Raw genomic sequence first — 25,888 nt, forward strand, 5'->3', positions numbered from 1 at the left:
GCCGCCGACCCGGCCCCGTATAATCGCCGCACACACACGCAGGACAAGGATTTGGAAATGACACGACCCAGTGGCCGCGCCGCCGATCAGCTTCGTCAGGTAACCCTGACCCGTCACTACACCCGGCATGCGGAGGGCTCGGTACTGGTCGAGTTCGGCGATACCAAGGTGATCTGTACCGCCAGTGTGGAAGGCGGCGTGCCGCGCTTCCTGCGGGGTACCGGGCAGGGCTGGATCACTGCCGAGTACGGCATGCTGCCGCGCTCCACCGGCGAGCGCATGCAGCGCGAGGCCAGCCGCGGCAAGCAGGGTGGTCGTACGCTGGAGATCCAGCGTCTGATCGGCCGTTCGCTGCGTGCGGCGGTGGATCTGAAAAATCTGGGGGAAAATACCATCCATATCGATTGCGACGTCATCCAGGCCGATGGCGGTACCCGCACCGCGGCCATCACCGGTGCCTGCGTGGCACTGGTGGACGCGCTGGGCGTGATGAAGCAGCGCAAGCTGATCAAGCGGGTGCCGCCGGTGCAGATGATCGCGGCGATCTCGGTGGGCATCTATCAGGGCGAGCCGGTGCTGGATCTCGACTACCCCGAGGATTCGGCAGCGGATACCGATCTCAACGTGGTGATGACCGACAAGGGCGGCTTCATCGAGGTGCAGGGCACTGCCGAGGCAGCGCCGTTCACGGCAGAGGAACTCAATGCCATGCTTGAACTCGCGCGCAAGGGTATTGCCGAGCTGTTCGCCCATCAGGCGGCGGCGCTGGAGGCCTGATCCCGGGCAGCCAGGCCTCACATGTTCGCCGCCGCTGACCTAAGATGTAACTGTCGATAGCACGAGGAACAGGGAACATGATTGACAATGAAACGCGTGTGGAGGTGCAGGAGCCCGATTCGGACGCCCGGCTCTGGGCGATGATCGCCCATCTGGCCGGGTTTCTGGGGTACTTCCTGCCGGTGATCGGCAGCCTGATCGGGCCGCTGATCGTCTGGCAGCTGAAGAAGGACCTGCACCCTTATGTGGACGAGCAGGGCAAGGAGGCGCTGAACTTCCAGATCACGGTAATGATCGCCGCGCTGGTCTGCGTGCTGCTCATGCTGATCGCGGTCGGCTTTCTGCTGATCTGGGTGGTGGCGGTGGGCGCCATCGTGCTGATGATCATCGCGGCAATCAAGGCAAACGAAGGGGCACCCTATCGTTACCCGTTCTGTCTGCGGCTGATCAAATAGATGGGGCATGGCCGCCGCGAGGCGGCCTGTCCTACCGCCGGCCCAGCCGCAACGGCAGGCTGGCGAAGCCGCTGGAAGGGTAGCTGGCCAGTGTCGGCGGCTGATCTTCGATCAGCGCCAGCTGGCTGGTGTGTTCCAGCAATTTCCCGATGATGATCACCAGCTCCATGCGTGCCAGCGGCGCGCCCGGGCAGACGTGCACGCCCGCTCCGTACAGCAGGTTCAATGATGGGTCGCGCTCCAGCGAGAACTGATCCGGGTCGGCGAACACGTCGGGATCGCGGTTGGCGCTGATCCAGTTGATGGTTACCCGTTGATCGGCCGCCAGCTGACGCTCCCCGATCTGCACCGGGCAGGTGGTGCGTCGGCGGTTGTCCACCAGCGGGCCGTGAATGCGCAGTATCTCGTCATTGGCCTTCCACAGCAGTGATGGATCGTCGCGCAGCTGCTGCTGGACCTGCGGATGGCTGGCCAGAAATTCGCCGATGATGCCCACGGAGGCGGCGATGGTGCCTACCTCTCCCACCGTCCAGTTGCGCAGGATGCTGGCGATCTCGCCGTCGCTCAGCGGCCTGCCGTGAACGCGCTCGTTCATCAGTTCGCTTGTGACACCCGGCGCCGGACCCTCGGTGCTGCGGCGCTGCGCCAGCAACCCTGCCACCAACTCCTCGAATTCAGCGGCCAGGGCGGCCAGCGCGGTGCGGTCGCGCTGCAGCGTCGCCTGGCTGTTGCGGGTCGCCCAGCTCAGCAGCGGCTCCTGCAGACTGAGCGGCCAGCCCATGAAGGCGCACTGTATGCGCAGCGCAAAGGGCTGGGCGAAGCTGCCCATCAGCTCGACCTCCTCACCACTCAGGGCCACTGCGGCAAGCTCGTCGGCAATCGCCCGGCAGACCGGCTCGAAGGCGGTCATGCGTTCGGCCGTGAAGTAACGTTCGATGATGGCGCGGTAGGCGCTGTGCTCGGGCGGGTCCATGCTGTTGGGCACGGAAAGGTGGCTCGACGCCTGGCTGCTGAAGGTGGCATGGTCATGCAGGATGCGAAGGACGTCGGCGTGGCGGAATACGCTCCACTGCAGATAATCACTGTGCGCCACCGGGCACCGTTCACGCATTCGGTCGTAGGCGCGGCGCTGGTCGGCCAGTACGGCGGGAGATCGCGGATCCCAGTCCGCGGAAGGCATTGAAGACATGGGCAATATCCAGATGGCGGGCCGCCGCTGAAAGGCAGCCCTGCAGGTTCACAGAATGGCTGACACCAGATGTGTTCCAGTCTGGAGACTACTGCACGCGCTGACCTTGATCGCGGTCAAGACTGGCTGTCGGTATGCTGGTGGAGCAGTGCCGGAGGCCACGCGCAATCCGGGATCAGATGCTCAGCGTCCACTCGTAGTCGACAATCACCGGCGCATGCTCGGAGAAGCGCACCTTGCGCGGGATGCTGGCATGGCGAACGAAGCGCCGCAGCCCCGGGGTGAGAATCTGATAGTCGAAGCGCAACCCCAGGTTCAGGTCCTGGGCCTGCTCGCTGTCGGGCCACCAGCTGTACAGATCGGATTCGCGGGTGACTTCGCGCAGTGCATCGACATAGCCGAGGTTGCCGAAGATCTCGTCCATCCAGGCCCGTTCCGGCGCCATGAAGCCGGGCTGGTGCTGGCAGTCGCGCCAGTTCTTCACGTCCAGCTTCAGATGGGCGGTATGCAGGGAGCCGCAGTAGATGAACTCCCGGCGCTTGCGCCGCTGCTTCTGCAGGTAGGTGGTGAAGTCGTTCATGAACTTGAATTTCTGGTTCAGGTCGGCGTCACCGTTGCGCCCGGAGGGCAGCAGCAGGCAGCCGATGCTGACCTTGTCGAAGTCAGCCTGGATATAGCGCCCGTAACGGTCGGCGAGCTCGAAACCCAGACCCATGATGATGGCCTTGGGCGCGGTGCGGGTATAGATGGCGACACCGCCCTGGCTGGGTACTTCGGACTCGAAGCAATATTGCCAGTAGCCGTCGATCCAGTAGGGATCCTGTTCCAGTTCGGGGGCGGTGACGCGAATATCCTGCAGGCAGATGACGTCAGCGTCCTGCGTGCGCAGCCAGTCAAACAGACCCCGGGCCGCTGCGGCCTCGACACCGTTGACATTCAGACTGATGATTCGCATACATGGCTCCCTCAAAAACGTGCGTGTATGATACCTGAGCTCAACAAAGTTTTGTTAATTCAGAGGGTAATAGATGCACGAGTATCAGTGGGAATTCATTCGCTTCGCGCTGGATCGCAACGTGTTGCGCTTCGGCGAATTTACCCTCAAGTCCGGCCGCAAGAGCCCCTACTTCTTCAATGCCGGCCTGTTCAACACCGGCAACAGCCTGTCCCGGCTGGGCCGCTATTATGCCCAGGCACTGATACACAATGGCCCGAAGGACATCGATCTGCTCTTCGGCCCGGCCTACAAGGGCATTCCGCTCGCCGCGTCCACGGCGGTCTCGCTGGCTGACAGCTTTGATATTGATCTGCCATACTGCTTCAATCGCAAGGAAGCCAAGGATCACGGCGAGGGTGGCGCGCTGGTCGGCGCGCCGCTGCAGGGCAGGGTGGCGATCATCGATGACGTGATCACCGCCGGCACCGCCATCCGCGAGGTGATGCAGATCATCAAGGCTGCCGGTGCCGAGCCGGCAGCGGTGCTGGTGGCGCTGGACCGTCAGGAGCGCGGCCAGGGCGAGCTGTCTGCCATCCAGGAAGTGGAGCGGGATTTCGGCATTCCGGTGATCAGCATCGTTTCCCTCGACCAGATTCTCGAGTTTCTGGAAGGCGACGAGCAGTTGCACAGGTTTCTGCCTGCGGTGCAGGCCTATCGTGATGAATACGGCATCTGAGCGGAGGCCGTAAACCAATCAGTCAGGACAGGGTGGTCCCGTTATGTACAAGAGGGTTCTGTATCCAGCGCTGGGATTGATGCTCGGGGGTATGGCGGTGACAGCCGACGCCACCGAGTTGTATCGCTACGTCAACGACAAGGGCATTACCGTGCTGGATCGCAGCGTGCCGCCCCAGTTCGTCAGCCGGGGTTATGAGGTGCTGGACAAGGATGGCCGGGTCAAGCAGGTCGTCCCTGCTGCCCCAACCCCCGATGAGCTGCGTGCCATGCGCGAGGCAGAGAAGGAGCAGCGCCGCCAGCGCAGTTCGGATGAAACCCTGCTGCGGCTGTATTCCAGTGTCGCCGACCTCGACCGTGCCCACCAGCGCCAGATCCAGCAGATCGAGACGCTGATCGCCACCGCTGAAGCCGGGCTGATGACCCTGCGCAGTCAGCGCGACGATGTGCAGAGCCGCGCAGCCAGTCAGGAGCGGGCCGGTCGCAAGGTGGACCCGCTGCTGCTGCAGCAGCTTGAAAATATCGAGGCCGAGCGGCGCCGGCTGGAGCGGCAGATCCGCAGCAACCGCGCGGAAATCGACGCGGTCAACACGGCTTTCACCAGTCGCCGTGAACGGCTGGCGCAACTGCTGCCGGACTGACGCCGGCAGCCAGCCGAACGGAGCTGACTCAGGCCTGGGCTGACGCCGTATCGACCGGAGCCACCGCCTCGAAGGCATGGATGGTGTCCCGGAAGCGCTGGCCTATGGTCTGCGGGCGTCGGCTTTCGGTATCCGCGTGGACGTAGACGATCTCCCCCTTCACCAGCAGTTCCTGATCCCGATAGATCCCGATGGCGAACTGCATGCTGCTGTTGCCCAGTCGGGCAAGGCGCACGCGGACGTCCAGCAGGTCGTCGAACCGGGCCGGGGCCTGGTATTCCAGCAGGGTGCGTACGGCAAAGAACTCGCTGCCGGTGATGTCCCCGGCAGGGTTCGCCTCGCGCAGGGCGCGGAAGTATTCGGTGATGCCGACATCGGCATAGGTCAGATAGTGACCATTGAACACGATGCCCTGCATGTCCACCTCGGCCCAGCGAACCCGTAACGAGGTGCTGAAACGGAAATCTTCCTGCTGCATCGGCTCAGTCCTGCTGATTGGTGATCAGGGTGCCCACACCGGTATCGGTGAAGACTTCCAGCAGTACCGCGTTGGGTACCCGTCCATCGACGATGATCGCGCTGCCCACGCCACCCTGCACCGCGTCCAGCGCGCAGCGGATCTTGGGCAGCATGCCGCCATAGATGGTGCCATCGGCAATCAGCTCATCGACCTGGGCGGTACTCAGTCCGGTCAGCACCTTGCCTTCCTTGTTCATCAGCCCCGCGATGTTGGTCAGCAGCATGAGCTTCTCCGCGCCCAGGGCCTCGGCCACCTTGCCGGCCACCAGATCGGCATTGATGTTATAGGACTGGCCGTCCTCGCCCACGCCGATCGGAGCGATCACCGGAATGAAATCGTCGGAAATCAGCCGGTTGATCAGGTTGACGTTGACCCCGGCCACTTCACCGACACGGCCGATGTCGAGGATCTCCGGCTTGTCCATGCCCGGCGTCTTGCGGGTGACCTTGAGCTTGCGTGCGCGGATCAGGTTGGCGTCCTTGCCGGTCAGGCCCAGGGCCTGGCCGCCATGCTGGTTGATCAGGTTGACGATGTTCTTGTTCACCTGACCGCCGAGCACCATTTCAACGACGTCCATGGTGGCATTGTCGGTCACCCGCATGCCCTCGATGAATTCGCTGTTGATGTTCAGGCGCTTGAGCAGGTCGCCGATCTGCGGGCCACCGCCGTGCACCACCACCGGGTTGATGCCGACGGTCTTCATCAGCACGATGTCCTTGGCGAAGCTGGCCTGCAGCTCCTCGCTTTCCATGGCATTGCCGCCGTACTTGATGACGATGGTCTTGCCGGTAAAGCGCTGGATATAGGGCAGCGCTTCGGTGAGGATGCGCGATACCTGGGTGGCGGCGTCACGGTTGAGCATGATGATGGTGTTCTCCGGGTTTACAGGTTCAGTTCAAGATCGGGCGCCACAGCACCGAGCTGCTGGCGGAATGTCTGGCGGATGCGCTCCAGCCCGGCGGCGTCATCGGCTTCGAAGCGCAGCACCAGCACCGGCGTGGTATTCGAGGCCCGCACCAGTCCCCAGCCATCAGGGTAGTCGACGCGGATGCCGTCGATGGTGGTTACCCGTGCCTGCTGCCCCCAGTCCGCTGCGCCATGCAGGGCTTCGATCAGCTGGAACTTGCGTTGCTCGCCGACGCTGATGTTGATTTCCGGGGTGCTCCAGCCTGCCGGGTGGCGGGCGAACAGCTCGTTGGTCTGCTCCGGAGTGCCGCTGAGGATGGATACCAGCTCCAGCAGCCGACAGGCGGCGTACAGGCCATCGTCGAAGCCGTACCAGCGTTCCTGGAAGAAAACATGGCCGCTCATTTCGCCGCCGAGCAGGGCGCCGGTTTCCTGCATCTTGGCCTTGATCATGGAGTGGCCGGACTTCCACATGACCGGCCGGCCGCCGAGCCGGCTGATCAGCTGGGGCAGCTGGCGGCTGCACTTGACGTCGAAGACGATGTCGGCGCCGGGGTTGCGGGTGACGATGTCCTCGGCGAACAGCATCAGCAGCCGATCGGCGCAGATGATCTCCCCGGCCGGGGTAACCACGCCGAGGCGATCGGCATCGCCATCGAAGGCGATCCCCAGATCCGCTCCCTGCTGCCGGACGATGAGAACCAGGTCCTGCAGGTTTTCCGCCTTGCCGGGGTCCGGATGGTGGTTGGGGAAGTTGCCGTCCACGTCGCAGTACAGCGGGATCACCTCGCAACCGAGCTGGCTGAACAGCTGCTCGGCGACGACACCGCCGACGCCGTTGCCGCAGTCGACGACCACCTTGAGCGGGCGGGCAGGGAGCACGTCATCGACGATGCGCCGGCAGTAGTCATCAAGAATGTCGACCGTGCTGCGGCTGCCGCTGCCCTGATGCAGCCGGTTGTCCTGCAGCCGCTGATGCAGCGCGGTGATGCGTTCGTCGGCCAGGGTCTGGCCGGCAATGACGATCTTCAGGCCATTGTAGTCGGGCGGGTTGTGGCTGCCGGTGAGCATGATGCCGGAGCGCGCTGCGGTGGTGTGGGTGGCGTAGTAGAGCACCGGCGTCGGTACCATGCCCAGATCGTGCACCTCGCAGCCGCTGTCGATCAGGCCTCGGATCAGCTCCTCCATCAGCTCGGGGCCGGACAGCCGGCCGTCGCGGGCGGTGGCGACCTGATACTGGCCCTGGTCGATGGATTCGCTGCCAATGGCGCGACCCAGCCAGTAGACATACTCGGGCGTCAGGGTCTTGCCGACCACGCCACGGATGTCATAGGCGCGGAAGATTTCCGCCGGCAGCGCGGGCGGGCCCAGCGGGCTGTCATCGGGGATCTCGTCGAGAAAATCGATATCGAGCACGTCATCCAGCGGGGGCAGTTCCTGCTTCGCCGATTCGGCCGCTGCGGTGCTGGCGGGTGCCGTGTCTGGCGCTCCCCGGGCGGCGGCTGCCGGCTGCGGTGCCGGGTTCGGCTGGCGTACTGCATTGCGGCTGGCCACCTGCATGATGCTCTGGGCGACGGGCTCCAGCGGGCCGAGCTGCAGGCCGGCCGCCTTGTGCCCGCGGGTCAGCTGATCGAGGGTATCGGCATCCGCTTCAAGGGCACGGGTCCAGCTGCGCTGGAGAAACAACAGACTGGCCAGCGCACCGGCCAGCGCCAGCAGGATAGCGCCGAACAGGAACAGGGGGTTGGGCGCCCCGGCGCCCATGGCCGCGCCCTCGCGCAGGTGGAGCGACCAGGCCGGATTGCTGCTAAGCAGGGTGATGACCGGACCATTGCCGCTGCCGGTCTGGTACAGGGTCTGGGCCGGCCCACCCGGGAATTGCTGCACCAGGCTCAGCTGTCCGGCATCCACCGGCAATTGGGGCAGCAGGCCGAGCAGCCGCTGCATGTCGAACACCACCAGCATGGTCCCGCCGACAGGCGCCTGGGCCGAGGCGCGCAGGGGCTGCACCGCATACAGGCGCCAGTGGTCACCGACGCGGTGAGCCTCTACAGGAACCGCCTGGCCCTGCTCGGCGCGGCGGATCATGTCCAGCGCGGCAAAGCTCAGCGGCGCGTCGGCGTGGTCCAGCTGTCGTGCCTGTCCTGGCAGATAGGTATGCACGGCCAGGCTGTCGGCAAACTGATAATGAAGCAGGCGATTCAGGGTGGGGCTGCCGCCCTGTTGCAGAGTGACCTGCAGCTGGGGGTTGGAGGCTACCCGTGCCAGGTCCGCATCCAGCCGGGCCAGCGCGCGGTTGAGCGCACTCTGCTGCTGGCTGGCGTAGGCCTGGCCGAGGTCGCGGCGGTAGTTTTCCGCAGCCGGGGCGAATACCAGCGACCACAGCAGCCCGAGGGCTGCGGCGAGGCCGGTCAGCATGAGCAGCAGAGGTATCAGTGTGGCGGGCAGCCCGGCGTTCTCGCGTTGCCGGCCCAGGGATGGTTTTTTCAGCTTCATTTCAGGTCATGCCTCCGTGCATGGTCCGTCGATCAGTGACTGCCGGTATGCCCGAAGCCGCCAGCACCACGCTGGCTGCCATCGAACTCGCTGACAATTTCCAGTTGCGCCTGCACCACCGGCACCAGCACCAGCTGGGCGATGCGCTCACCCGGCTCGATGGTGAAGGGTTGATGGCCGCGGTTCCAGCAGGACACCATCAGCTCGCCCTGGTAATCCGAATCGATCAGCCCCACCAGATTGCCCAGTACAATGCCGTGCTTGTGGCCCAGGCCGGAGCGCGGCAGGATCATCGCGGCCAGTCCGGGGTCGGCAATATGGATCGCCAGACCGGTAGGCAGCAGGCTGGTCTGGCCGGGCTCGAGCACCAGAGGAGCGTCGAGCATCGCCCGCAGGTCGAGGCCGGCTGAACCTTCGGTGGCATAGGCGGGCAGCGGCCACTGCTGGCCGAGGCGGGGGTCGAGAATGCGGGCTTGCAGGGCGTGCATGGGTTGTCCTCAGGATGGATTGGTCAGGCGCGCGGCCACGACAGCGATGATCTGGCGCGCCAGCTTCTGTTTGCTGGCCTGCGCCAGTGGCTGCGGCGCCAGGCTGCGGTCGATCAGGGTGACGGCGTTTTCATCGGCATTGAAGCCGATACCCGGCTGGCTGACATCATTGGCAATGATCAGGTCGAGGTTCTTGCGGGTCAGCTTGTCGCTGGCGTAACCGAGCACGTCATCGGTCTCGGCGGCAAAGCCCACGCACAGGCCGGGCCGTTGGGCGTGGTTGGCAAGGGTCGCGAGAATATCGGGGTTGCGCACCATGTGCAGGGTCATACCGTCGTCGCTGCCGGGGTCCTTCTTCAGCTTGCCCGGCGCGCAGCTGGCGGGGCGGTAGTCGGCTACCGCCGCTGAGGCGATGAACACATCCGCCGGCAGCGCGGACTCACAGGCGGCCAGCATCTCGACGGCGCTGATCACATCCACCCGCTCGACGCGGGCCGGGGTCGGCTGGCTGACCGGGCCGGCCACCAGCGTCACCCGGGCCCCGGCCTCGGCGGCCGCTTCGGCCAGGGCGAAGCCCATCTTCCCGGAGCTGTGATTGGAAATGTAGCGGACCGGGTCTATCGCTTCGCGGGTGGGGCCGGCATTGATCAGCACATGTCGGCCGGTCAGCAGGCCGCGCTCGAAGCAGTCGGCACAGCGCTGGGCGATGTCGGTCGGCTCCAGCATGCGGCCGGGGCCGATATCGCCGCAGGCCTGCTCGCCGGCCGCCGGACCGATCACCGTCATGTCGCGATCCAGCAGGGTCCGCAGATTGTCCTGGGTAGCCGGGTCGCGCCACATGGCCTGATTCATCGCCGGTGCCAGCACGATCCGGGCGTCGGTGGCCAGCACCAGGGTAGTGAGCAGGTCGTCGCCACGGCCGGTCGCCAGGCGCGCCATCAGATCGGCGGTGGCCGGTGCGATCAGCACCATGTCTGCCCAGCGGGCCAGTTCGATATGCCCCATGGCCGCTTCGGCGGCCGGGTCCAGCAGGTCGCCATGCACCGGGTTGCCGGACAGCGCCTGCAGCGTCAGCGGTGTGATGAATTCGTGGGCCGCACGGGTCATCACCACCCGCACCTGGGCTCCGGCATCCTTCAGCCGGCGAACCAGCTCGGCACTTTTGTAGGCGGCGATACCGCCGCTGACACCCAGAACAATCTGCTTGTTGAGCAACCGCTGCATCTTCAACTCCGGCCGGCGCCGCGCTGCCCATCAGCGCGCCTGGCAAATGGCGTTAACGATACCATATGCCGACCCCGTCACGCCCCTGGGATATGCAGCTGGCCTGCGGCGAACCGGCAAACCTATAATCCGCGCCTGGTCGGCACGGGCGGGGAAGTACGTGCCCCCTCTGCGCATGACAGGGAGCCCGCTACATGCCCATCACCGACTGGCCGGCGGCCGAACGCCCCCGGGAAAAACTGCTGCTGCAGGGCGCGCCGAGCCTCTCGGATGCCGAGCTGCTGGCGATCTTCCTGCGTACCGGGGTTCCGGGGTGCAGCGCGGTAGATCTTGCCCGACGACTGTTATCCGGGTTCGGCAGCCTGCGTGCGCTGCTGCAGGCGGATCAGCAGGAATTCTGTGCCCATCCGGGGCTGGGGCCGGCCAAGTACGCCCAGCTGCAGGCGGTGATGGAAATGGCCAGGCGGCATCTGTTCGAAGAGCTCAAACGGGGCGATGCCCTGACTTCTCCGGGTGCGGTGCGGGATTTCCTGCGCAGTCAGCTGGCAGCGCTGCCCCACGAGGTCTTCGCCTGCCTGTATCTGGACAACCAGCACCGGGTGATCGCCTTCGAGGAGCTGTTCCGCGGTACGCTGGACAGTGCCAGCGTCTACCCGCGGGAGGTCATCAAGCGCGCTTTGGCGCACAATGCTGCGGCGCTGATCCTGACCCACAACCACCCGTCGGGGGTTTCCGAGCCCAGCCAGGCAGACCTGCTGCTGACCCGTCGGCTCAAGGAGTCGCTGGCGCTGGTGGACATACGGGTGCTGGACCACCTGGTGGTCGGTGACGGGGAACCGGTTTCCTTTGCCGAGCGGGGATTGCTGTAGCGGATTTTCCTGAAAAATAATTGATCGGGCGGGCGGTTTTTGATATAAAGCTCCGCTCTTCTCGGGGCTGCGCCCGTAATCATGCATTACGGCGAGGCATTTATGGTTGCCCCGACTGGACTACAGTTTCTATTTTTTACGACTTCCAACCAGTTCGGGTTGGGCAAGTGGTTGGAGAGGGTTAATCATGGCTCGAGTATGTCAAGTGACCGGCAAAGGCCCGGTGACTGGGAACAATGTTTCCCACGCTAACAACAAAACCAAACGTCGTTTTCTGCCTAACCTGCAGTACCATCGCTTCTGGGTAGAATCCGAAAAGCGTTTTGTCCGCCTGCGCACTTCCGCCAAGGGCATGCGCATCATCGACAAGCGTGGTATCGACGCCGTTCTGGCTGATATCCGCGGTCGCGGCATCAAGGTTTAAGGAGCAGCACCATGCGTGAATTGATTCGTCTGATCTCCTCTGCCGGTACTGGTCACTTCTACACTACCGACAAGAACAAGCGTACTACTCCCGACAAGATCGAAATCAAGAAATACGATCCGGTTGTACGCAAGCACGTGATCTACAAGGAAGGCAAGATCAAGTAAGATCTGCCCTTTCTGACAAGGAACCCGCCCTGATTGGCGGGTTTTTTGTTGGCTGTGTTTCGGTATTTTCTTGCGGTGAATGTGGGATCATGGCGGTGAGATTGGTGGTCCGGCGGAGGCGGTCAGTGTCCCTCGCCGGACTCGCACCCCGCCATCCATGGCGCTCGTCTACGGCCGTCCCTGGCCGCAGACGGTCCGGCAAGGGACACTGACCACCCCCGCCTGCGAGTAATGCGCTGCTGAAGGTCTTCCTCAAAGCAGCGGCTGCGATGGTCGTACTCCTTTGCTCGGGGAGAACTGACTGTGACCGTTTGATGCCATGGATGGCATCAATTGTATAGACCGGTCACATGGGTTACAGGGACGTGCTCGCGGCGTGTCACAGGCAGCTCTCACCGGGCGCAGGGCGCTCCGGACATGCCGCCGTCAACAGCCGGAGCGGTAAAATACGGAAAAGTCAGTGTGCCTCATCCCAGTTGGCGCCTACGCCAGTCTCTACCAGCAAGGGCACGTCAAGGCTGGCTGCGGCGCTCATGCGTTCCTGCAGGCCGGCGCTGACCTGTTCGATCAGATCTTCCCGCACTTCCAGTACCAGTTCGTCATGCACCTGCATCACTACCCGTGCATCCAGCCCGGAGTCCTGCAGCCATTGGTCAACCGTTACCATTGCCCGCTTGATGATGTCCGCGGCGGTCCCTTGCATGGGCGCGTTGATGGCGGTGCGCTCGGCACCCTTGCGCATGGCCTGGTTCCTGGAGTGGATCTCCGGCAGGTACAGCCGGCGCCCGAACAGGGTCTCTACGTAGCCCTGCTCGGCGGCCTGCCTGCGGGTGTCCTCCATGTAGCGCAGCACCCCGGGATAACGGGTGAAGTAACGGTCGATATAGGCCTGGGACTGCTTGCGGTCCACACCGATCTGCTTGGCCAGGCCGAAGGCGCTCATGCCGTAGATCAGGCCGAAGTTGATCGCCTTGGCGCTGCGTCGCTGATCGGCTGTCACCTCCTCCAGCGGTACACCGAAGACCTCGGCCGCAGTGGCGCGGTGCACGTCGAGCCCCTGGCGGAAGGCTTCCAGCAGCCCTTCGTCCTGTGCCAGATGGGCCATGATGCGCAGCTCGATCTGGGAATAGTCCGCGGCCATGATGCGGTAGCCGTCCGGGGCGATGAAGGCCTGACGGATGCGCCGGCCCTCGGCGGTGCGGATCGGGATGTTCTGCAGGTTCGGGTCCGAGGAGGACAGTCTGCCGGTCGCGGTCACCGCCTGGTGGTAACTGGTGTGGATGCGCCCCGTACGCGGATTGATCTGCTCCGGCAGGCGGTCGGTATAGGTGCTCTTGAGCTTGCTCAGTGAACGGTGCTGCATGATCACCTGGGGCAGTTCGTGGCCCTGGTCGGCCAGCTCGGCAAGTACCGACTCGGCCGTCGACGGCTGCCCCTTGGCGGTTTTCTGCAATACCGGCAGGCCCTGTTTTTCATAGAGGATGGCGCACAGCTGCTTGGGCGAGCCGAGGTTGAATTCTTCGCCGGCCAGTTCGAAGGCCTCGCGTTCCAGCGCGTTCAGCTTGTCGCTCAGCTCACGGCTGTGCTCGCCGAGCAGCTTCGCGTCGACCATGGTGCCGGTCCGTTCGATGCGTGCCAGCACCGGCATCAGCGGCATCTCGATCTCTTCCAGCACCTTCGCCAGGGGCGCGATCTCCTGCAGTCGGGGCCACAGGTTCTGGTGCAGGCGCAGGGTAATGTCCGCATCCTCGGCGGCATAGGGCGCGGCCTGCTCCAGGGCGATCTGGTCGAAGGTCAGCTGCTTGGCGCCCTTGCCGGCGATATCCTCGAAACGGGTGGTGCCGATGCCCAGATACTTGAGGGCAAGGCTGTCCATGTCATGGCGGGTGGCGGTGGAGTCCAGCACATAGGATTCGAGCATGCTGTCGAAGGCCACGCCACGCACCTCGACACCGTAACGGGCGAGCACGTTGATGTCGTACTTGGCGTTCTGCGCCAGCTTGGGTCTGGCCGGGTCTTCCAGCAGCGGCTTGAGTCTGTTCAGCACCAGATCCCGGTCCAGCTGTTCCGGCACGCCCATGTAACTGTGGCCTACCGGCACATAGGCAGCCTGATGTGCGGTGACGGCAAAGGACAGGCCGACCAGTTCGGCCTGCTGGGCGTTTATGCTGGTGGTCTCGGTATCGAAGGCGAACAGCGGTGCCGCCTCCAGCAGCTGCACCCAGTGTTCGAGGCGTGCCGGGTCAAGGATGGTTTCGTACTCGGTGTTCACCGCTTCCGGCTGGCCGGGGGCCTGCGGGGCGTCACCGGCAGCCCTGGCTTCACGCAGCAGGTCATCCAGCCAGGTCTTGAACTCGAGGTCGCGGTACAGTTCGATCAGCGCGTCGCGATCGGGTTCGCCGGGGTGCAGTTCGCTGACCTGAACGTCCAGTTCGACATCCAGCTTGATGGTGGCGAGCTCGCGGGACAGGTAGGCCATGTCCCGGTGTTCCTGCAGCTTTTCCGGCAGTTTCTTCGCGCCGCGGATGGGCAGCTCGGGGATTTTATCCAGATTTGCGTAGATCACATCCATGCCGCCGCCCAGGCCGGTCAGCAGGCCCAGCGCGGTCTTCTCGCCGACCCCCGGTACACCGGGGATGTTGTCCACCTTGTCGCCCATCAGCGCCAGGTAGTCGATGATCAGTTCGGGCCCCACGCCGAACTTCTCGCGCACGCCCTCCACATCCATGCTGGTGCCGGTCATGGTGTTGACCAGGGTGACGAAGGGGTTGACCAGCTGGGCCATGTCCTTGTCACCGGTGGAGATCACTACCGGGCAGCCGGCGGCGGCGCTGTGCCGGGCCAGGGTGCCGATCACGTCGTCGGCTTCCACATTGTCGACGCACAGCAGCGGCAGCCCCAGCGCGCGAACGCAGGCATGCAGCGGATCCACCTGGCTGCGCAGGTCATCGGGCATGGGCGGGCGGTGGGACTTGTAGTTCTCGAACAGGGTGTCGCGGAAGGTCGGCCCCTTGGCGTCGAATACTACTGCGAAGGGGCTGTCCGGATACTGCCTGCGCAGGGCCAGCAGCATGTTCAGCACGCCCTTGACCGCGCCGGTCGGCTTGCCGGTGGAGGTGGTCAGCGGTGGCAGCGCGTGGAAGGCCCGGTACAGATAGGAGGAGCCATCAACAAGAACCAGGGGGGCGATCGAATCAGTCATGCGTCAGTTCAGCGTATCCAGAGTAAAAGGGCTAGAATGGGGTCAACGTCATTCCACTAGGGACAAGGTTAACATGACACGCTTGATAGGCTGCGGATTGGCTGCACTGTTACTGCTGGGCAGCATGAATGTATCGGCACAGGAGCCGCCACTGACCGGCGAGCCGGAGGTGACCATCCGTCACGAGGGGGACAAGACGGTGGAGGAGTACCGCATCAACGGCTTTCTCTACGCGATCAAGATCACCCCGAAGAACGGCGCGCCCTACTTCCTGGTAGCGGTTGACGACGACGGCAACTTTGCCCGGGCCGACAGCCCCAGCGGCATGCGCATCCCGTCGTGGAAGATCTTCGAATGGTAGACCGGCTGTGTCCGTATTCACGCCGGTAAGCCCTGAGCAGCTGAGCGGGTTTCTGAGCGCGTTCGAGCTGGGCCGGCTGATCGATCATCGCGATATCCTGGGAGGTACGGAGAACAGCAACTTCTTCGTGGCGACCGAGCGGGGCGAATACGTACTGACCCTGATCGAGCGCGGCCCGACTGCCGACCTGCCTTTTCTGGTTGAGCTGCTCGACCGGCTACACCAGGCCGGTTTGCCGGTGCCCTACGCGATACGCGACCGGCAGGGCCGGGCGCTGCACCAGCTCAACGGCCGTCCGGCGCTGCTGCAGCCGAGACTGTTCGGCACACATGTAGGGGCGGCAGATGCCAGCCATTGCCACGCGGTAGGCCGGGCGCTGGCGCAGTTGCATGAAGCCAGCGTCGGCAGCGGACTCCAGCGGCGCAGCGATCGTGGCCTGGACTGGATGCTGCAGCAGACAGAGCGCCTGCGCCAGCGCAGCGATACCAGGGCGCGGCAGCTGCTGGAGGAAATGGTGCCGGTGCTGGAGCGCCTGCACAGCCAGCGCCCGGCACTACCGGAGGCGGTGCTGCATGGTGATCTGTTCCGCGACAATGTGCTGTTCGAGGGCCACCATCTGGCCGGAATCATCGATTTCCACAACGCCTTCAGCGGCTGGGCGCTCTATGATCTGGCCATCTGCGTGAACGACTGGTGCCTGACAGCGGAGGGTGCACTCGATGCGCGTCTCGCCGAGGCGTTACTGGCCGGCTACGCTAGCCGGCGCCGTTTCACTCCGCTGGAAGCGGAGAACTGGCCGGACCTGCTGCGGGTGGCTGCGCTGCGTTTCTGGCTGTCGCGCCAGCTGGCCGCCGACCGCTACGCGGAGCAGGGCGGCGTGCTGATCAAGGCCCCGGCGCACTTCCGGGAGCTGCTGGAGAGGCATCGCCGGATCACTGTGGGGCTACCGCTGGCTCTGTAGGCGGCTCCGCGCCTGCATCAGCCATCACCCTGGCAGAGTAACATCTGTTTTTCGTCGGCTCACAATCGCTCGAGGCAGCCTGCCAGCTCATCCCCGAGCGTAGCCAGCAGCTGTTCGTAACCACGAGGCCCGACCGGGGCTTCGATACCCAGCGGATCGAGTTCGGCAATATGTACCGGCAGGCCTTCGCTCAGCGTGCGCACCCGGTCGGCAGGAAATTGTGGCTCGCGGAAAACGCAGCTGGGCCCGGCTTCCACCAGCTTGTTGCGCAGGCCCTGCAGATGGCGGGCCCCCGGCTGGATCTCCGCTGACAGGGTGAAGATTCCCTGTGGCTGCAGGCCGAGGTGCTCTTCGAGATAACCATAGGCATCGTGGAACACGAAGTAGGGCTTGCCGGCCAACGGGCGCAACCGCTGTTGCAGCCGGGCATCGAGCTGCTCCAGGCGCTGCACGAAGGCCTCCGTATTCTCCTGCAGGCGCGGCTGGTGCTCGGGGTAGAGCTGCCCGAGGTCATCGGCCATCCAGCGGGCGATGTGCCTGGCGTTCGCCACCGACAGCCAGATGTGCGCATCCAGCGTTCCGGGAGCATGCTCGTGGTGCTCGTGGCTGCCATGACCATGGTCGTTATGGGCATGATCCTCAGTGAAATAGCGCAGAGTGACGCCCGTGGCCTGATCAACCCGGCGTGCGTTGCTGTGGTCTTCCAGCAGGCGTTGCAGGAACCGCTCCAGGTCCGGGCCGACCCAGTACACCCTGTCGGCATCAGCCAGCTGGCGACGGTCGGATGGACGCAGAGCGTAGTTGTGCGGAGACGCCGCCGGTGGCAACAGCACCTCGGGCTCGGCGATATCCTCCAGAACCGCCGCGGCGATCAGCTGCAGGGGCTTGATGGTGGTAACCACTGCGGGCGTGGCGGCAGCGATCGGAAAGGACAGCAGCAGCCCGCACAGCAGCGCAGGCAGAAATCGTGGAAACATGGCGGATACTCTGGAACGGAAGTGTTATATGATAACAGTCATTCTTGGATTGGAAAAAGGTGCCTGATGAACGATTCGACAATCTCGGATACGCCCCATTGCCCGCACGACCACGAGCAGTGCGTCAGCGATGCGCTGGCCGCCGCCGAGCAGGTCTGCGAGCGCAGTGGTGCGCGGCTGACGCCGCTGCGCAAACGAGTGCTGGAGCTCGTCTGGCAGAGTCACCGGCCCATGGGCGCCTATGATCTGCTCGACACCCTGGCCCGGGAGGACGACCGCCGTCCGGCGCCGCCGACAGTGTACCGGGCGCTGGATTTTCTGCAGGAGCACGGGCTGGTGCACCGCATCGCCTCGCTGAATGCCTTCATCGGCTGCCCCAGTCCGGAGCACAACCATCAGGGGCATTTCCTCATCTGCCGCCACTGTCGGGTGGCCTTTGAGCTGGATCAGTCGCTGATCCAGCCTGCCATCAGCAAGGTGGCCAGGCAGCGCGGTTTCAGCGTGGAGGCTGAAACCGTGGAAATCACCGGCATCTGTGCTCACTGCCGGGAGGCTGCATGAGCGACATCCTGCTCAGCCTGACCGATGTCGGCCTTCGGCGGCATGGCAATGGGATTCTGGAGAACATCAGCCTGCAGGTGCGCCGCGGTGAGATCGTCACGCTGATCGGCCCCAATGGCGCGGGCAAGACCAGTCTGGTGCGCATCGTGCTGGGGCTGCTGCGGGCGGACAGCGGGGAGGTTCACAGCAATCCGCGCCTGCGTATCGGCTACATGCCGCAGAAGCTGCAGATCGACGCGACCCTGCCGCTCGATGTGCTGCGCTTTCTGCTGCTGGCGCCCGGGGTCAACCGTTCGGGGGCGCTGCAGGCACTGGGCGAAGTGGGTGCGACGCATCTGGCCCAGCGACCGCTGCAGCAGGTGTCGGGAGGAGAACTGCAGCGCATCCTGCTGGCCCGGGCGCTGCTGCGCAAACCGGACCTGCTGGTACTGGACGAGCCGGTGCAGGGGGTCGATGTGAACGGTCAGATCGAGCTCTACCAGCTGATCACCCGGCTGCGGGACCGTTACGGTTGCGGGGTGCTGATGGTGTCCCACGACCTGCATCTGGTGATGGCCACCACCAACACCGTGGTCTGTCTGAACCGTCACATATGCTGCTCGGGACGCCCGGAGCAGGTGAGTACCGACCCGGCCTTCGTGGCCCTGTTCGGTGAGCAGGCCAGCGCCCTGGCGGTATACAACCACCAGCACGATCACAGCCATGACATGCATGGCGAAATCATCGACAGCACTCACCAGCACCCGGACGGAACACCCTGCAACCATGGCTGACTTTCTTCTCTATGCATTGATTGCCGGCCTCGGGCTGGCACTGGTCGCGGGCCCGCTCGGATCCTTCGTGGTCTGGCGGCGCATGGCCTATTTCGGTGACACGCTCGCTCATTCGGCGCTGCTCGGCGTCGCCCTGGGCATGCTGCTGCAGATCAACCTGACGCTGGCGGTAACGGCGGGCTGCGTGCTGCTGGCCGTGCTGCTGGTGGCCATGCAGAACCGCAAATGGCTGGCCAGCGATACGCTGCTGGGCATTCTCGCTCACAGCACCTTGTCGCTGGGGCTGGTGGTGCTGGCGCTGACCGAGAGCGTGAGGGTCGACCTGCTGGCCTATCTGTTCGGGGATCTGCTGGCCATTACCCGGCATGACCTGGGCTGGATGCTCGGCGGTCTGGCAGTGGTGGCAGCACTGCTGGCCTGCCTGTGGCGTCCGTTGCTGTCAGTCACCGTGCACGAGGAGCTGGCACGGGTGGAGGGGCTGCCGGTAAGCGGCATACGGCTGGCGCTGATGCTGCTGATCGCGATCGTGATTGCCGTGGCGATGAAGGTGGTCGGGGTGCTGCTGATCACGTCGCTGCTGATCATTCCCCCGGCGGCGGCGCAGCGCCACGCCCGGACTCCGGAGCAGATGGCCTTCGGTGCCAGCTGCCTGGGGTGTGTCGCCGTGCTGGGTGGTCTGGCGCTGTCATGGAATCTGGACACCCCGGCAGGGCCCTCGATCGTGGTCAGTGCGGCGGTGCTGTTCATGCTGTCGCTGCTGGTGCCGAGGCGGCAATAACCAGCGGGATCGGAGCGACGAGTTCCATTTCGTCCGATGGGGTCACAACCGGAATGGCCGAGAGGGAGCTCGGCCCTTTCTGAGTCAGACCTGTGACTGCAGGTAGTTTTCCAGCCCCATGAGCTTGATCAGGCCCAGCTGCTTCTCCAGCCAGTAGGCGTGATCTTCCTCGGTGTCCCTGAGCTGGGCAACCAGCACATCGCGGCTGATGTAGTCGCGGTGCTGTTCGCACAGCGCGACGCCCTTGGCCAGCGCCTCGCGCACTTCGTACTCCAGTTTGAGGTCGGCCGCCAGCATATCCGGCACGGTGTACCCCGGGTTGATGGGGGACGGGCGCATGTCCGGCTTGCCGCCGAGGAACAGGATACGGCGCAGCAGCGCATCGGCGTGCTCGGTTTCCTCTTCCATCTCGTGGTTGATGCGTTCGTACAGTTTGCTGTAGCCCTGATCCTCGTACAGCCGCGAGTGCAGGAAGTACTGATCGCGGGCGCCCAGCTCGCCGCGCAGCAGTTCGTTGAGATAATTGATGACGTCCGGATGGCCCTGCATGGTGCTACCTCAGAATTCGATAAGCGATGATGCATGACATTGTGCCCAAAGGGGTCGTCGAATGCTACCTTGGAGGACAGAAATGTCAGTAATATCAACAGCTTGCATGAGAGTCTGTCGCAGCCGTAAAGCGTAACCAGAGCAATTCTCAATCGGCTTTTGCCATGATCCTCGGCAACAGCTGGCTCAGCTCGGCGGGGCGCAGGGGCGGCCGGATGAAGCCGACGTAGCGCCCCTGTGGGTCGGTCATGATGACCTGGCCGCTGTGATCCACCAGGTAATTCTCCTCACTGGTATCGGGCTCGATATAGGCCACCGACAGGGCCTGGGCAAGGCGCGCCAGCTCCCCGGGGTCGCCGGTGGCGCCGTTGAACCCGGCATCGAAGAAGCTCAGATAGCTGTGCAGCTGTTGCGGGGTGTCCCGGTTCGGGTCGACGCTGATCATGGTGACCTGCAGTTGCCGACGATCTTCCTCGGGGAGGGAAAGGGTCAGCTGGCGCAGCTCGGCCATGGTGGTCGGGCAGATATCCGGACAGAAGGTATAGCCGAAGAACAGCAGGTTCCACTGGCCCTCGAGGTCGCCGCGGCCCCAATCGGCGCCGGTGGAGGAGGTGAGGCGGATATCCGGCACCGGCCGTGGCGCGTCGAAGAGATAGACCCCGGCTGCCTGCAGCTCGGCCTCGTTCAGCGGCGCCGGGCGCAGCGCCTTGTTTACCGTCAACCCCACTACCAGCGCAATGGCAGCCACCGTCACCAGTACGGTCTTCTGCACTCCACTCAGAGCCATCCGATTACTCCCGCGTAATGATCCACCAGCAGGGCAACGAACAGCCACAGCAGGTACCACAGTGAAAACTTGAAGGTCTTGATCGCCGCATGTTTTCGGCTGTCGCGATACAGAGCCCAGGCCCAGTCGATAAAGCGCAGGCCCAGCCCCACAGCTGCGACCAGATACAGCATGCCACTCATGTGAATCACATAGGGCAACAGACTGACCGCGAACAACATGAAGGTATACAGCAGGATATGCAACTTGGTGTACTGCTCGCCGTGTGTCACCGGCAGCATGGGAATCGCGACCTTGGCATATTCCGCCTTGCGGTGGATGGCCAGCGCCCAGAAGTGCGGTGGCGTCCAGGCAAAGATGATCAGCACCAGCAGCAGGGCCTCGGCGTCGATCCTGCCGGTTACCGCCGTCCAGCCCAACAGCGGTGGCGCTGCGCCTGCGAGCCCGCCGATGACGATGTTCTGCGGTGTGGCGCGCTTGAGGAAGGAGGTGTAGATGACCGCATAGCCCAGCAGGGAGCCGAGGGTCAGCCAGGCGGTGAGCGGGTTGATCCACAGCAGCAGGATGCCCATGCCGAGCACGCCCAGCACCAGCGCAAACAGCAGGGCGTGCAGCGGGTTGACCCGGCCCTGGGCCAGCGGTCGACGCTGGGTGCGGGCCATGTGCACGTCGATGCGCCGGTCCACCACATGGTTGATCGCAGCTGCCGAGCCGGCGCACAGGGCGATGCCGATATTGCCCAGCAGCAGTACCTGCCAGGAAATGGCCCCCGGTGTGGACAGCAGCATGCCGATGGCCGATGTGATGATCATCAGGGCCACGACCTTCGGTTTGGTCAGCTCCAGATAATCCTTCCAGCTTGCGCTGGCTGCTGCGGTTCTGATCAAGGTTGTCATGCCTGCCCCCTGCGCTCCTGGCGCTTGTTCTTATTGGTCACGCCGTCCGGCTGACCTCAGTATGGCTCCGATCGAGGGAATGCGCCCGCATCGCTCAACCGGGTGTCCAGTGTCCGACAGCATTGCGGCTGGGTCTGTTCATTTCGATCGCCACCGGCCGCAGCTGATAGTTCACGAATACCAGAGTAAGCAGCAGCACGGCACCGAAGGCGTTGTGAGCTACCGCCACGGCCAGCGGCAGCTGCGCCAGAATGTTGGTGATACCGAGGCCCAGCTGGATGAACAGCGCGGCGGCCAGTGCGGCGGCGGTGGCAGTCAGGCCTGCCCGGTACAGCCGCCACGCCAGCCAGAGCACCGCCAGCAGGGTGACCAGCGCGCCCATACGGTGGGTCATGTGGATGGCTGTGCGACCTTCGCCGTACAGCATGCCCCCCAGGTAATTGGGGCCGATCTCCTGGAAGATATTGAAGCCGGCGGCAAAGTCCATGTCCGGCCACCATTCACCATGGCAGGTGGGCAGATCAATGCAGGCGACCGCGGCATAGTTGCTGCTGACCCAGCCGCCCAGGGTGATCTGGATGATGACCACCACCAGCACCGCGCGGGCCAGTGGCCGCAGGGCAGTAAGCCCGACGTCGGCAGGGAAGCGACCGGACAGGCGCAGGCACAGGATGAACAGCAGGCTGAGGGTGGCGAAGCCGCCGAGCAGGTGAGCGGTCACCACCTGGGGCCACAGCTTGAGGGTAACCGTCCACATGCCGAACAGTGCCTGGCAGATGACCAGCGCCAGCAGGCCCAGTGGCAGTTTCAGTGGGTAGCCCTGCCGGTCGCGGTATTTCAGTGCCATCAGGGCCAGGCCGAGAATGGCCAGACCCAGCAGTCCTGCGGCATAGCGATGGATCATTTCCGCCCAGGCCTTGAACGTCTCCACGGGTGAGTCAGGGAAGCGTGCCTGCGCCAGCTCCAGGGCCGCGTCGCTGCGCGGCACGCTGAGAAAGCCGTAGCAGCCCGGCCAGTCGGGGCAGCCCAGCCCGGCATGGACCAGGCGGGTATAAGCCCCGAGAATGACCACCACAAAGCCCAGCGCCAGGGCACCGACAGCGAACAGAAAACCCGGTTTACGCATACTCATCAGCCTATCTTTGACAGTTTCAACAAGCGGCGCAGGTCGTCCAGCAGATGCTTGCCGGGATTGTCCGCGTCCCGGTGCAGGACGACCCGACCGAGCGGGTCGATGACCCACAGCTGGGGACCATCCTGCCAGTCGGCATGCCGTGCTTCCAGGCTGCGTTGGTAATCATGCACTGGCAGAGGGACCTGTTTCAGCTTCGGAAAGTCCTGTTGCATGCGCTCGGTCTGCTCCTGGGTGAGTGGTGCGGCCAGCGCCAGCACGTGCTCCACCCGGTCCGCCTCCCGGCCGGTTGCCACGTGGATCTGACGCGCCTCGTGCACCAGCTTCAGGCAAGCGTCGTCGCAGCCCGCCGGAGCGGTGACCAGCAGCCGCCAGGGGGCGCCATAGCCGATTGGCCCCAACGGCAGGTGCCAGTCTGTCACGGCCAGCGCTGGCTCGACAATGGAGGACTGGTTGGTCTGGGTCTGGGGAATGCCGATCTGCAATTTCACCATCAGCCAGGCGATGAATATCGGACCTACGACAATGGCGATGATTCCCAGCAGCTTGAGCTGGCCGCGGGGTTTGTTCGGGTGGCTTTCAGTCATGCTCATCATGTTGGTTGCTTTCCGGATGCGCGGGCCGCAGACCGGCCCAGATGAAGAGAATCAGCAGAGCGGCCGCCAGCGTGAACCACTGCACGGCATACCCTGTGTGTTTGGTGGCGGTCATCGGCATCGCTGGCCAGTCGAGTCGCAGCGCACCCGGGCTGCCCGGCTGCAGGCGGGCCATCAACGGCAGGTCCGGCAGGACGGCCTGGTTGGCGAGGACCTCGGGGTCCGCATGGGTGATCAGCTTCGGCCAGCCGCTGGTGCTGCCCCCCTGCAGGCGGAAGCCTTCTCCCGGTGGCGGCAGCACCTCGGCCCGCAGTTGTAGCTCGCCCTCGGCCACCGGCACGGCAGGCAGGTGCCGCCGGTCAGGCCAGGCCAGCCAGCCGCGATTGATGATAAGCGGGCGGTCACCCGGCTGATCGTGGAACAGCTGCAGGATTTCGACGCCCGCCTGGCCGTTGCGGGTGCGGTTGTCCAGCAGCCAGATATGCTGCGGGTCGAACTGGCCGGTCAGCTGCAGAGCGCGCCACGTCAGCGCAGTATCCGCAGGCAGCTCACCCAGTGGTGCGGCGGGCAACTGCCGCTGCTGTTCCATCTGGGCGGCGAGGGCGCGCTTCTGTTCGGCCCGATCGAGCTGCCACATGCCGAGGCTCAGCAGCAGCGGGAGAAACGTCAGGGTAAACAGCCACAATGGCCAGCCGGGAGCAAAGCGACGGCGCCGGTTGCTGCGGTCTATACTGGTGCTCACTCTACTGACCATGGACCGTCGCTTATGTGGTTGAAAGCCATCATTGTACTGCTGCTTGCCGCCATCCTTCTCAGCCTGTTCAGCGGTGCGTTCTTTCTCCGTAACGCCAGCTCCGGTGGCCGGCTGTTCACCGCTCTGTCCGTGCGCATCTCGCTCACCGTGCTGCTGGTACTGCTGGTTGCCTGGGGGCTGTGGTCGGGCCAGTTGCAGTGGGGCGCGCCCTGGCTGCACTGACGGCCCTAGGGTCAGAGCACATAGACGAACACGAACAGCGCCACCCAGACCACGTCCACGAAGTGCCAGTACCAGGCCGCCGCCTCGAAGCCGAAATGGTTCTCCGGGGTGAAGTGGCCCCTGTGCACCCGGATCAGCATCACCGTGAGGATGATCGCGCCCATGGTCACGTGGAAGCCGTGAAAACCGGTCAGCATGAAGAAGGTCGAGCCGTAGATGCCCGAGGCCAGGGTGAGCCCCAGGTCGTTGTATGCGTGGACGTATTCAGCGAGTTGCAGGCCCAGGAAGATCACCCCCAGGACCACTGTCAGCAACAGCCAGTTCTTCAGGGCCGTGCGTTTGTTCGCCCGCAGGGCATGGTGGGCGAGGGTCAGGGTAACGCTGGAGCTGATCAGCAGCAGGGTGTTGATCAGCGGCAGCTGCCAGGGGCTGATGGTTTCAGTGGGCCCCGGGAAGGCACTGGGGTCGGGGTTGTTCACCAGCGGCCAGGAGAAGTTGAATTCCGGCCACAACAGACTGGAGGAGCCCTTCTCGCCCACGCCGTCCAGCCACGGACCGGCCAGGATACGAACGTAGAACAGTGCACCGAAAAAGGCAGCGAAGAACATCACTTCGGAGAAGATGAACCAGGTCATGCCCATGCGGAAGGAGCGGTCCATCTGCTTGCTGTAGAGTCCCTGGCGGCTTTCCCTGATGACGTTGCCGAACCAGCCGAAGAACATCCAGGCCAGCAACAGCAGGCCAACATAGAGGATGTACTTGCCCGGGGCTGCACCCGTACCACTGCTCAGGCCGTTCATCAGGGTGCCGGCACCGAACACCGAAACCAGCAGGGCAATTGAGCCGACAATGGGCCATTTGCTCTGCTCGGGTACATAGTAGACTTCGTGCTTTTCTGGACTTGCCATCTGTTGTTCTCCTTATCGGCAGTCGCGGTTCAGTTGCTGTGCACCGCAGCCAGGCCGAGGCTGGGCGCCATGCGTTCGGTCACATCAAACAGCGTGTAGGCCAGGGTCAGACGGTGTACATCGCGGGGCAGTGCCGGATCGACAATGAAGCGCACCGGCATTTCGATGCTCTCGCCCGGCTGCAGCACCTGCTGGGTAAAGCAGAAGCATTCGGTCTTGTGGAAGAAGGCGGCGGCACGGGAAGGCGCCACGCTGGGGATGGCCTGGGCGACCATCACCCGGTCGGTCGGGTTGTGCGCCAGGAAGTTGACCGTGCGCGTCTCGCCGGGGTGCAGGAAGATCTCCCTATCCTGCGGTCCGAACGACCAGCGCATGCCCTCGGCATTGCTGGAGATGAACTGCACGCGTATCTCCCGGGCCATGTCCACGGTCTGCTCGGTGCCCTGCCAGGCGACCCCGGTGGTCTTGCCGTTGATGCCGAAGGCCTGGCACATCACGTCGTAGATCGGCACCAGCAGGAAGCCGAAGCCGAACATGCCGACAACCAGCAGCATCAGTCGCTTGACCAGACCGCGGGTACTCAGACCTTCTTCACTCATGACA

Annotated in this window: 30 protein-coding genes; 13 read left to right on the forward strand and 17 right to left on the reverse strand. The window is 64.2% G+C overall.

Annotated features, from left to right (window positions below; translation table 11 throughout):
- The first annotated feature begins 57 nt into the window (after positions 1–57).
- Positions 58–777 (forward strand): ribonuclease PH, encoded by a 720-nt coding sequence (rph, locus tag IEW63_RS10650; RefSeq protein ID WP_188636595.1) that lies wholly within the window; start codon positions 58–60, stop codon positions 775–777.
- Between the two features lie 77 nt (positions 778–854).
- Positions 855–1,232, forward strand: coding sequence for a DUF4870 domain-containing protein (locus IEW63_RS10655; RefSeq protein ID WP_373288224.1), 378 nt, complete (start codon positions 855–857; stop codon positions 1,230–1,232).
- A 31-nt stretch (positions 1,233–1,263) separates the two neighbouring features.
- On the opposite strand, the gene IEW63_RS10660 is transcribed toward IEW63_RS10655, so the two are convergent.
- Positions 1,264–2,421, reverse strand: a complete 1,158-nt coding sequence (locus tag IEW63_RS10660) for a cytochrome P450 (RefSeq protein WP_188636596.1) — start codon at positions 2,419–2,421, stop codon at positions 1,264–1,266.
- Positions 2,422–2,596: 175 nt separating this feature from the next.
- Entirely contained in the window at positions 2,597–3,376 is a 780-nt protein-coding gene (locus IEW63_RS10665) for an exodeoxyribonuclease III (protein ID WP_188636597.1), read from the reverse strand.
- A gap of 73 nt (positions 3,377–3,449) precedes the next feature.
- Here IEW63_RS10665 and pyrE point away from each other — a divergent pair, with 73 nt between their 5' ends.
- On the forward strand, positions 3,450–4,094 hold the full coding sequence (gene pyrE / locus IEW63_RS10670; RefSeq protein WP_188636598.1) for an orotate phosphoribosyltransferase: 645 nt from the start codon (positions 3,450–3,452) through the stop codon (positions 4,092–4,094).
- Between the two features lie 43 nt (positions 4,095–4,137).
- The gene (locus IEW63_RS10675) at positions 4,138–4,734 is read left to right on the forward strand and encodes a DUF4124 domain-containing protein (protein WP_188636599.1); all 597 of its coding nucleotides are present in this window, start codon (positions 4,138–4,140) and stop codon (positions 4,732–4,734) included.
- A 28-nt stretch (positions 4,735–4,762) separates the two neighbouring features.
- Here the strand turns inward: IEW63_RS10675 and IEW63_RS10680 are convergent, their stop codons facing one another.
- Genes IEW63_RS10680 through coaBC form a run of 5 tightly spaced genes read right to left on the reverse strand, consistent with a single transcriptional unit; the run spans position 4,763 to position 10,368 of the window.
- Positions 4,763–5,212, reverse strand: a complete 450-nt coding sequence (locus IEW63_RS10680) for an acyl-CoA thioesterase (RefSeq protein ID WP_188636600.1) — start codon at positions 5,210–5,212, stop codon at positions 4,763–4,765.
- A gap of 4 nt (positions 5,213–5,216) precedes the next feature.
- Positions 5,217–6,119, reverse strand: coding sequence for an acetylglutamate kinase (gene argB / locus IEW63_RS10685; RefSeq protein ID WP_188636678.1), 903 nt, complete (start codon positions 6,117–6,119; stop codon positions 5,217–5,219).
- 17 nt (positions 6,120–6,136) lie between these two features.
- A complete protein-coding gene (locus tag IEW63_RS14735) occupies positions 6,137–8,656 on the reverse strand; it encodes a phosphomannomutase/phosphoglucomutase (protein WP_188636601.1) in 2,520 nt (839 codons plus the stop codon).
- Between the two features lie 32 nt (positions 8,657–8,688).
- On the reverse strand, positions 8,689–9,144 hold the full coding sequence (gene dut, locus IEW63_RS10695) for a dUTP diphosphatase (RefSeq protein WP_188636602.1): 456 nt from the start codon (positions 9,142–9,144) through the stop codon (positions 8,689–8,691).
- Between the two features lie 9 nt (positions 9,145–9,153).
- The gene (gene coaBC, locus IEW63_RS10700) at positions 9,154–10,368 is read right to left on the reverse strand and encodes a bifunctional phosphopantothenoylcysteine decarboxylase/phosphopantothenate--cysteine ligase CoaBC (protein WP_188636603.1); all 1,215 of its coding nucleotides are present in this window, start codon (positions 10,366–10,368) and stop codon (positions 9,154–9,156) included.
- Between the two features lie 194 nt (positions 10,369–10,562).
- Here coaBC and radC point away from each other — a divergent pair, with 194 nt between their 5' ends.
- The 3 genes from radC to rpmG all read left to right on the forward strand — a co-directional run bounded on the left by radC (position 10,563) and on the right by rpmG (position 11,828).
- Positions 10,563–11,237, forward strand: a complete 675-nt coding sequence (gene radC / locus IEW63_RS10705) for a RadC family protein (RefSeq protein ID WP_188636604.1) — start codon at positions 10,563–10,565, stop codon at positions 11,235–11,237.
- Positions 11,238–11,424: 187 nt separating this feature from the next.
- Positions 11,425–11,661 (forward strand): 50S ribosomal protein L28, encoded by a 237-nt coding sequence (rpmB, locus tag IEW63_RS10710; protein ID WP_188636605.1) that lies wholly within the window; start codon positions 11,425–11,427, stop codon positions 11,659–11,661.
- An 11-nt stretch (positions 11,662–11,672) separates the two neighbouring features.
- Complete coding sequence (gene rpmG, locus IEW63_RS10715; RefSeq protein WP_003177274.1) at positions 11,673–11,828, forward strand: 50S ribosomal protein L33; 156 nt, start codon at positions 11,673–11,675, stop codon at positions 11,826–11,828.
- Positions 11,829–12,285: 457 nt separating this feature from the next.
- On the opposite strand, the gene polA is transcribed toward rpmG, so the two are convergent.
- Positions 12,286–15,030, reverse strand: coding sequence for a DNA polymerase I (gene polA / locus IEW63_RS10720; protein ID WP_188636606.1), 2,745 nt, complete (start codon positions 15,028–15,030; stop codon positions 12,286–12,288).
- A gap of 73 nt (positions 15,031–15,103) precedes the next feature.
- On the opposite strand from polA, the gene IEW63_RS10725 reads away from it, so the two are divergent.
- Both IEW63_RS10725 and IEW63_RS10730 read left to right on the forward strand, forming a co-directional pair.
- Positions 15,104–15,391 carry a DUF2782 domain-containing protein gene (locus IEW63_RS10725; protein ID WP_188636607.1) on the forward strand — a complete coding sequence of 96 codons (288 nt, stop codon included), beginning with the start codon at positions 15,104–15,106 and terminating at the stop codon, positions 15,389–15,391.
- Positions 15,392–15,398: 7 nt separating this feature from the next.
- Entirely contained in the window at positions 15,399–16,352 is a 954-nt protein-coding gene (locus IEW63_RS10730; RefSeq protein WP_188636608.1) for a homoserine kinase, read from the forward strand.
- Between the two features lie 59 nt (positions 16,353–16,411).
- Here IEW63_RS10730 and IEW63_RS10735 read toward each other — a convergent pair whose 3' ends face one another.
- Entirely contained in the window at positions 16,412–17,329 is a 918-nt protein-coding gene (locus IEW63_RS10735; RefSeq protein ID WP_188636609.1) for a zinc ABC transporter substrate-binding protein, read from the reverse strand.
- Positions 17,330–17,410: 81 nt separating this feature from the next.
- Between IEW63_RS10735 and IEW63_RS10740 the strand changes: the two genes are divergently transcribed.
- Genes IEW63_RS10740 through znuB form a run of 3 tightly spaced genes read left to right on the forward strand, consistent with a single transcriptional unit; the run spans position 17,411 to position 19,441 of the window.
- Positions 17,411–17,890 (forward strand): Fur family transcriptional regulator, encoded by a 480-nt coding sequence (locus IEW63_RS10740; RefSeq protein ID WP_188636679.1) that lies wholly within the window; start codon positions 17,411–17,413, stop codon positions 17,888–17,890.
- Entirely contained in the window at positions 17,887–18,663 is a 777-nt protein-coding gene (gene znuC / locus IEW63_RS10745) for a zinc ABC transporter ATP-binding protein ZnuC (protein WP_188636610.1), read from the forward strand. The genes IEW63_RS10740 and znuC overlap by 4 nt, the downstream gene beginning before the upstream one ends.
- On the forward strand, positions 18,656–19,441 hold the full coding sequence (znuB, locus tag IEW63_RS10750) for a zinc ABC transporter permease subunit ZnuB (RefSeq protein WP_188636611.1): 786 nt from the start codon (positions 18,656–18,658) through the stop codon (positions 19,439–19,441). Before znuC ends, znuB begins: the two co-directional genes overlap by 8 nt.
- An 84-nt stretch (positions 19,442–19,525) precedes the next feature.
- Here znuB and bfr read toward each other — a convergent pair whose 3' ends face one another.
- From bfr to IEW63_RS10780, 6 genes are all read right to left on the reverse strand, one after another.
- Complete coding sequence (gene bfr / locus IEW63_RS10755; protein ID WP_188636612.1) at positions 19,526–19,990, reverse strand: bacterioferritin; 465 nt, start codon at positions 19,988–19,990, stop codon at positions 19,526–19,528.
- A 148-nt stretch (positions 19,991–20,138) separates the two neighbouring features.
- Positions 20,139–20,771, reverse strand: a complete 633-nt coding sequence (locus tag IEW63_RS10760) for an SCO family protein (RefSeq protein WP_188636680.1) — start codon at positions 20,769–20,771, stop codon at positions 20,139–20,141.
- On the reverse strand, positions 20,768–21,673 hold the full coding sequence (gene cyoE, locus IEW63_RS10765) for a heme o synthase (protein WP_188636613.1): 906 nt from the start codon (positions 21,671–21,673) through the stop codon (positions 20,768–20,770). Before cyoE ends, IEW63_RS10760 begins: the two co-directional genes overlap by 4 nt.
- 94 nt (positions 21,674–21,767) lie before the next feature.
- A complete protein-coding gene (locus tag IEW63_RS10770) occupies positions 21,768–22,799 on the reverse strand; it encodes a COX15/CtaA family protein (protein ID WP_373288228.1) in 1,032 nt (343 codons plus the stop codon).
- A gap of 5 nt (positions 22,800–22,804) precedes the next feature.
- Positions 22,805–23,401 carry a redox-active disulfide-containing membrane protein gene (locus IEW63_RS10775; protein ID WP_188636615.1) on the reverse strand — a complete coding sequence of 199 codons (597 nt, stop codon included), beginning with the start codon at positions 23,399–23,401 and terminating at the stop codon, positions 22,805–22,807.
- Complete coding sequence (locus tag IEW63_RS10780) at positions 23,385–24,143, reverse strand: SURF1 family protein (protein WP_188636616.1); 759 nt, start codon at positions 24,141–24,143, stop codon at positions 23,385–23,387. Before IEW63_RS10780 ends, IEW63_RS10775 begins: the two co-directional genes overlap by 17 nt.
- A 24-nt stretch (positions 24,144–24,167) precedes the next feature.
- On the opposite strand from IEW63_RS10780, the gene IEW63_RS10785 reads away from it, so the two are divergent.
- Positions 24,168–24,377 carry a DUF2909 family protein gene (locus IEW63_RS10785; protein ID WP_188636617.1) on the forward strand — a complete coding sequence of 70 codons (210 nt, stop codon included), beginning with the start codon at positions 24,168–24,170 and terminating at the stop codon, positions 24,375–24,377.
- 11 nt (positions 24,378–24,388) lie between these two features.
- Here IEW63_RS10785 and IEW63_RS10790 read toward each other — a convergent pair whose 3' ends face one another.
- Together IEW63_RS10790 and IEW63_RS10795 are read right to left on the reverse strand one after the other, a co-directional pair.
- Complete coding sequence (locus IEW63_RS10790) at positions 24,389–25,285, reverse strand: cytochrome c oxidase subunit 3 (protein ID WP_188636618.1); 897 nt, start codon at positions 25,283–25,285, stop codon at positions 24,389–24,391.
- 29 nt (positions 25,286–25,314) lie between these two features.
- The gene (locus IEW63_RS10795; protein WP_188636619.1) at positions 25,315–25,884 is read right to left on the reverse strand and encodes a cytochrome c oxidase assembly protein; all 570 of its coding nucleotides are present in this window, start codon (positions 25,882–25,884) and stop codon (positions 25,315–25,317) included.
- Between the last annotated feature and the right edge of the window lie 4 nt (positions 25,885–25,888).

This window comes from Halopseudomonas pertucinogena, from assembly GCF_014646575.1.
In the GTDB taxonomy this organism is placed as follows: domain Bacteria; phylum Pseudomonadota; class Gammaproteobacteria; order Pseudomonadales; family Pseudomonadaceae; genus Halopseudomonas; species Halopseudomonas pertucinogena.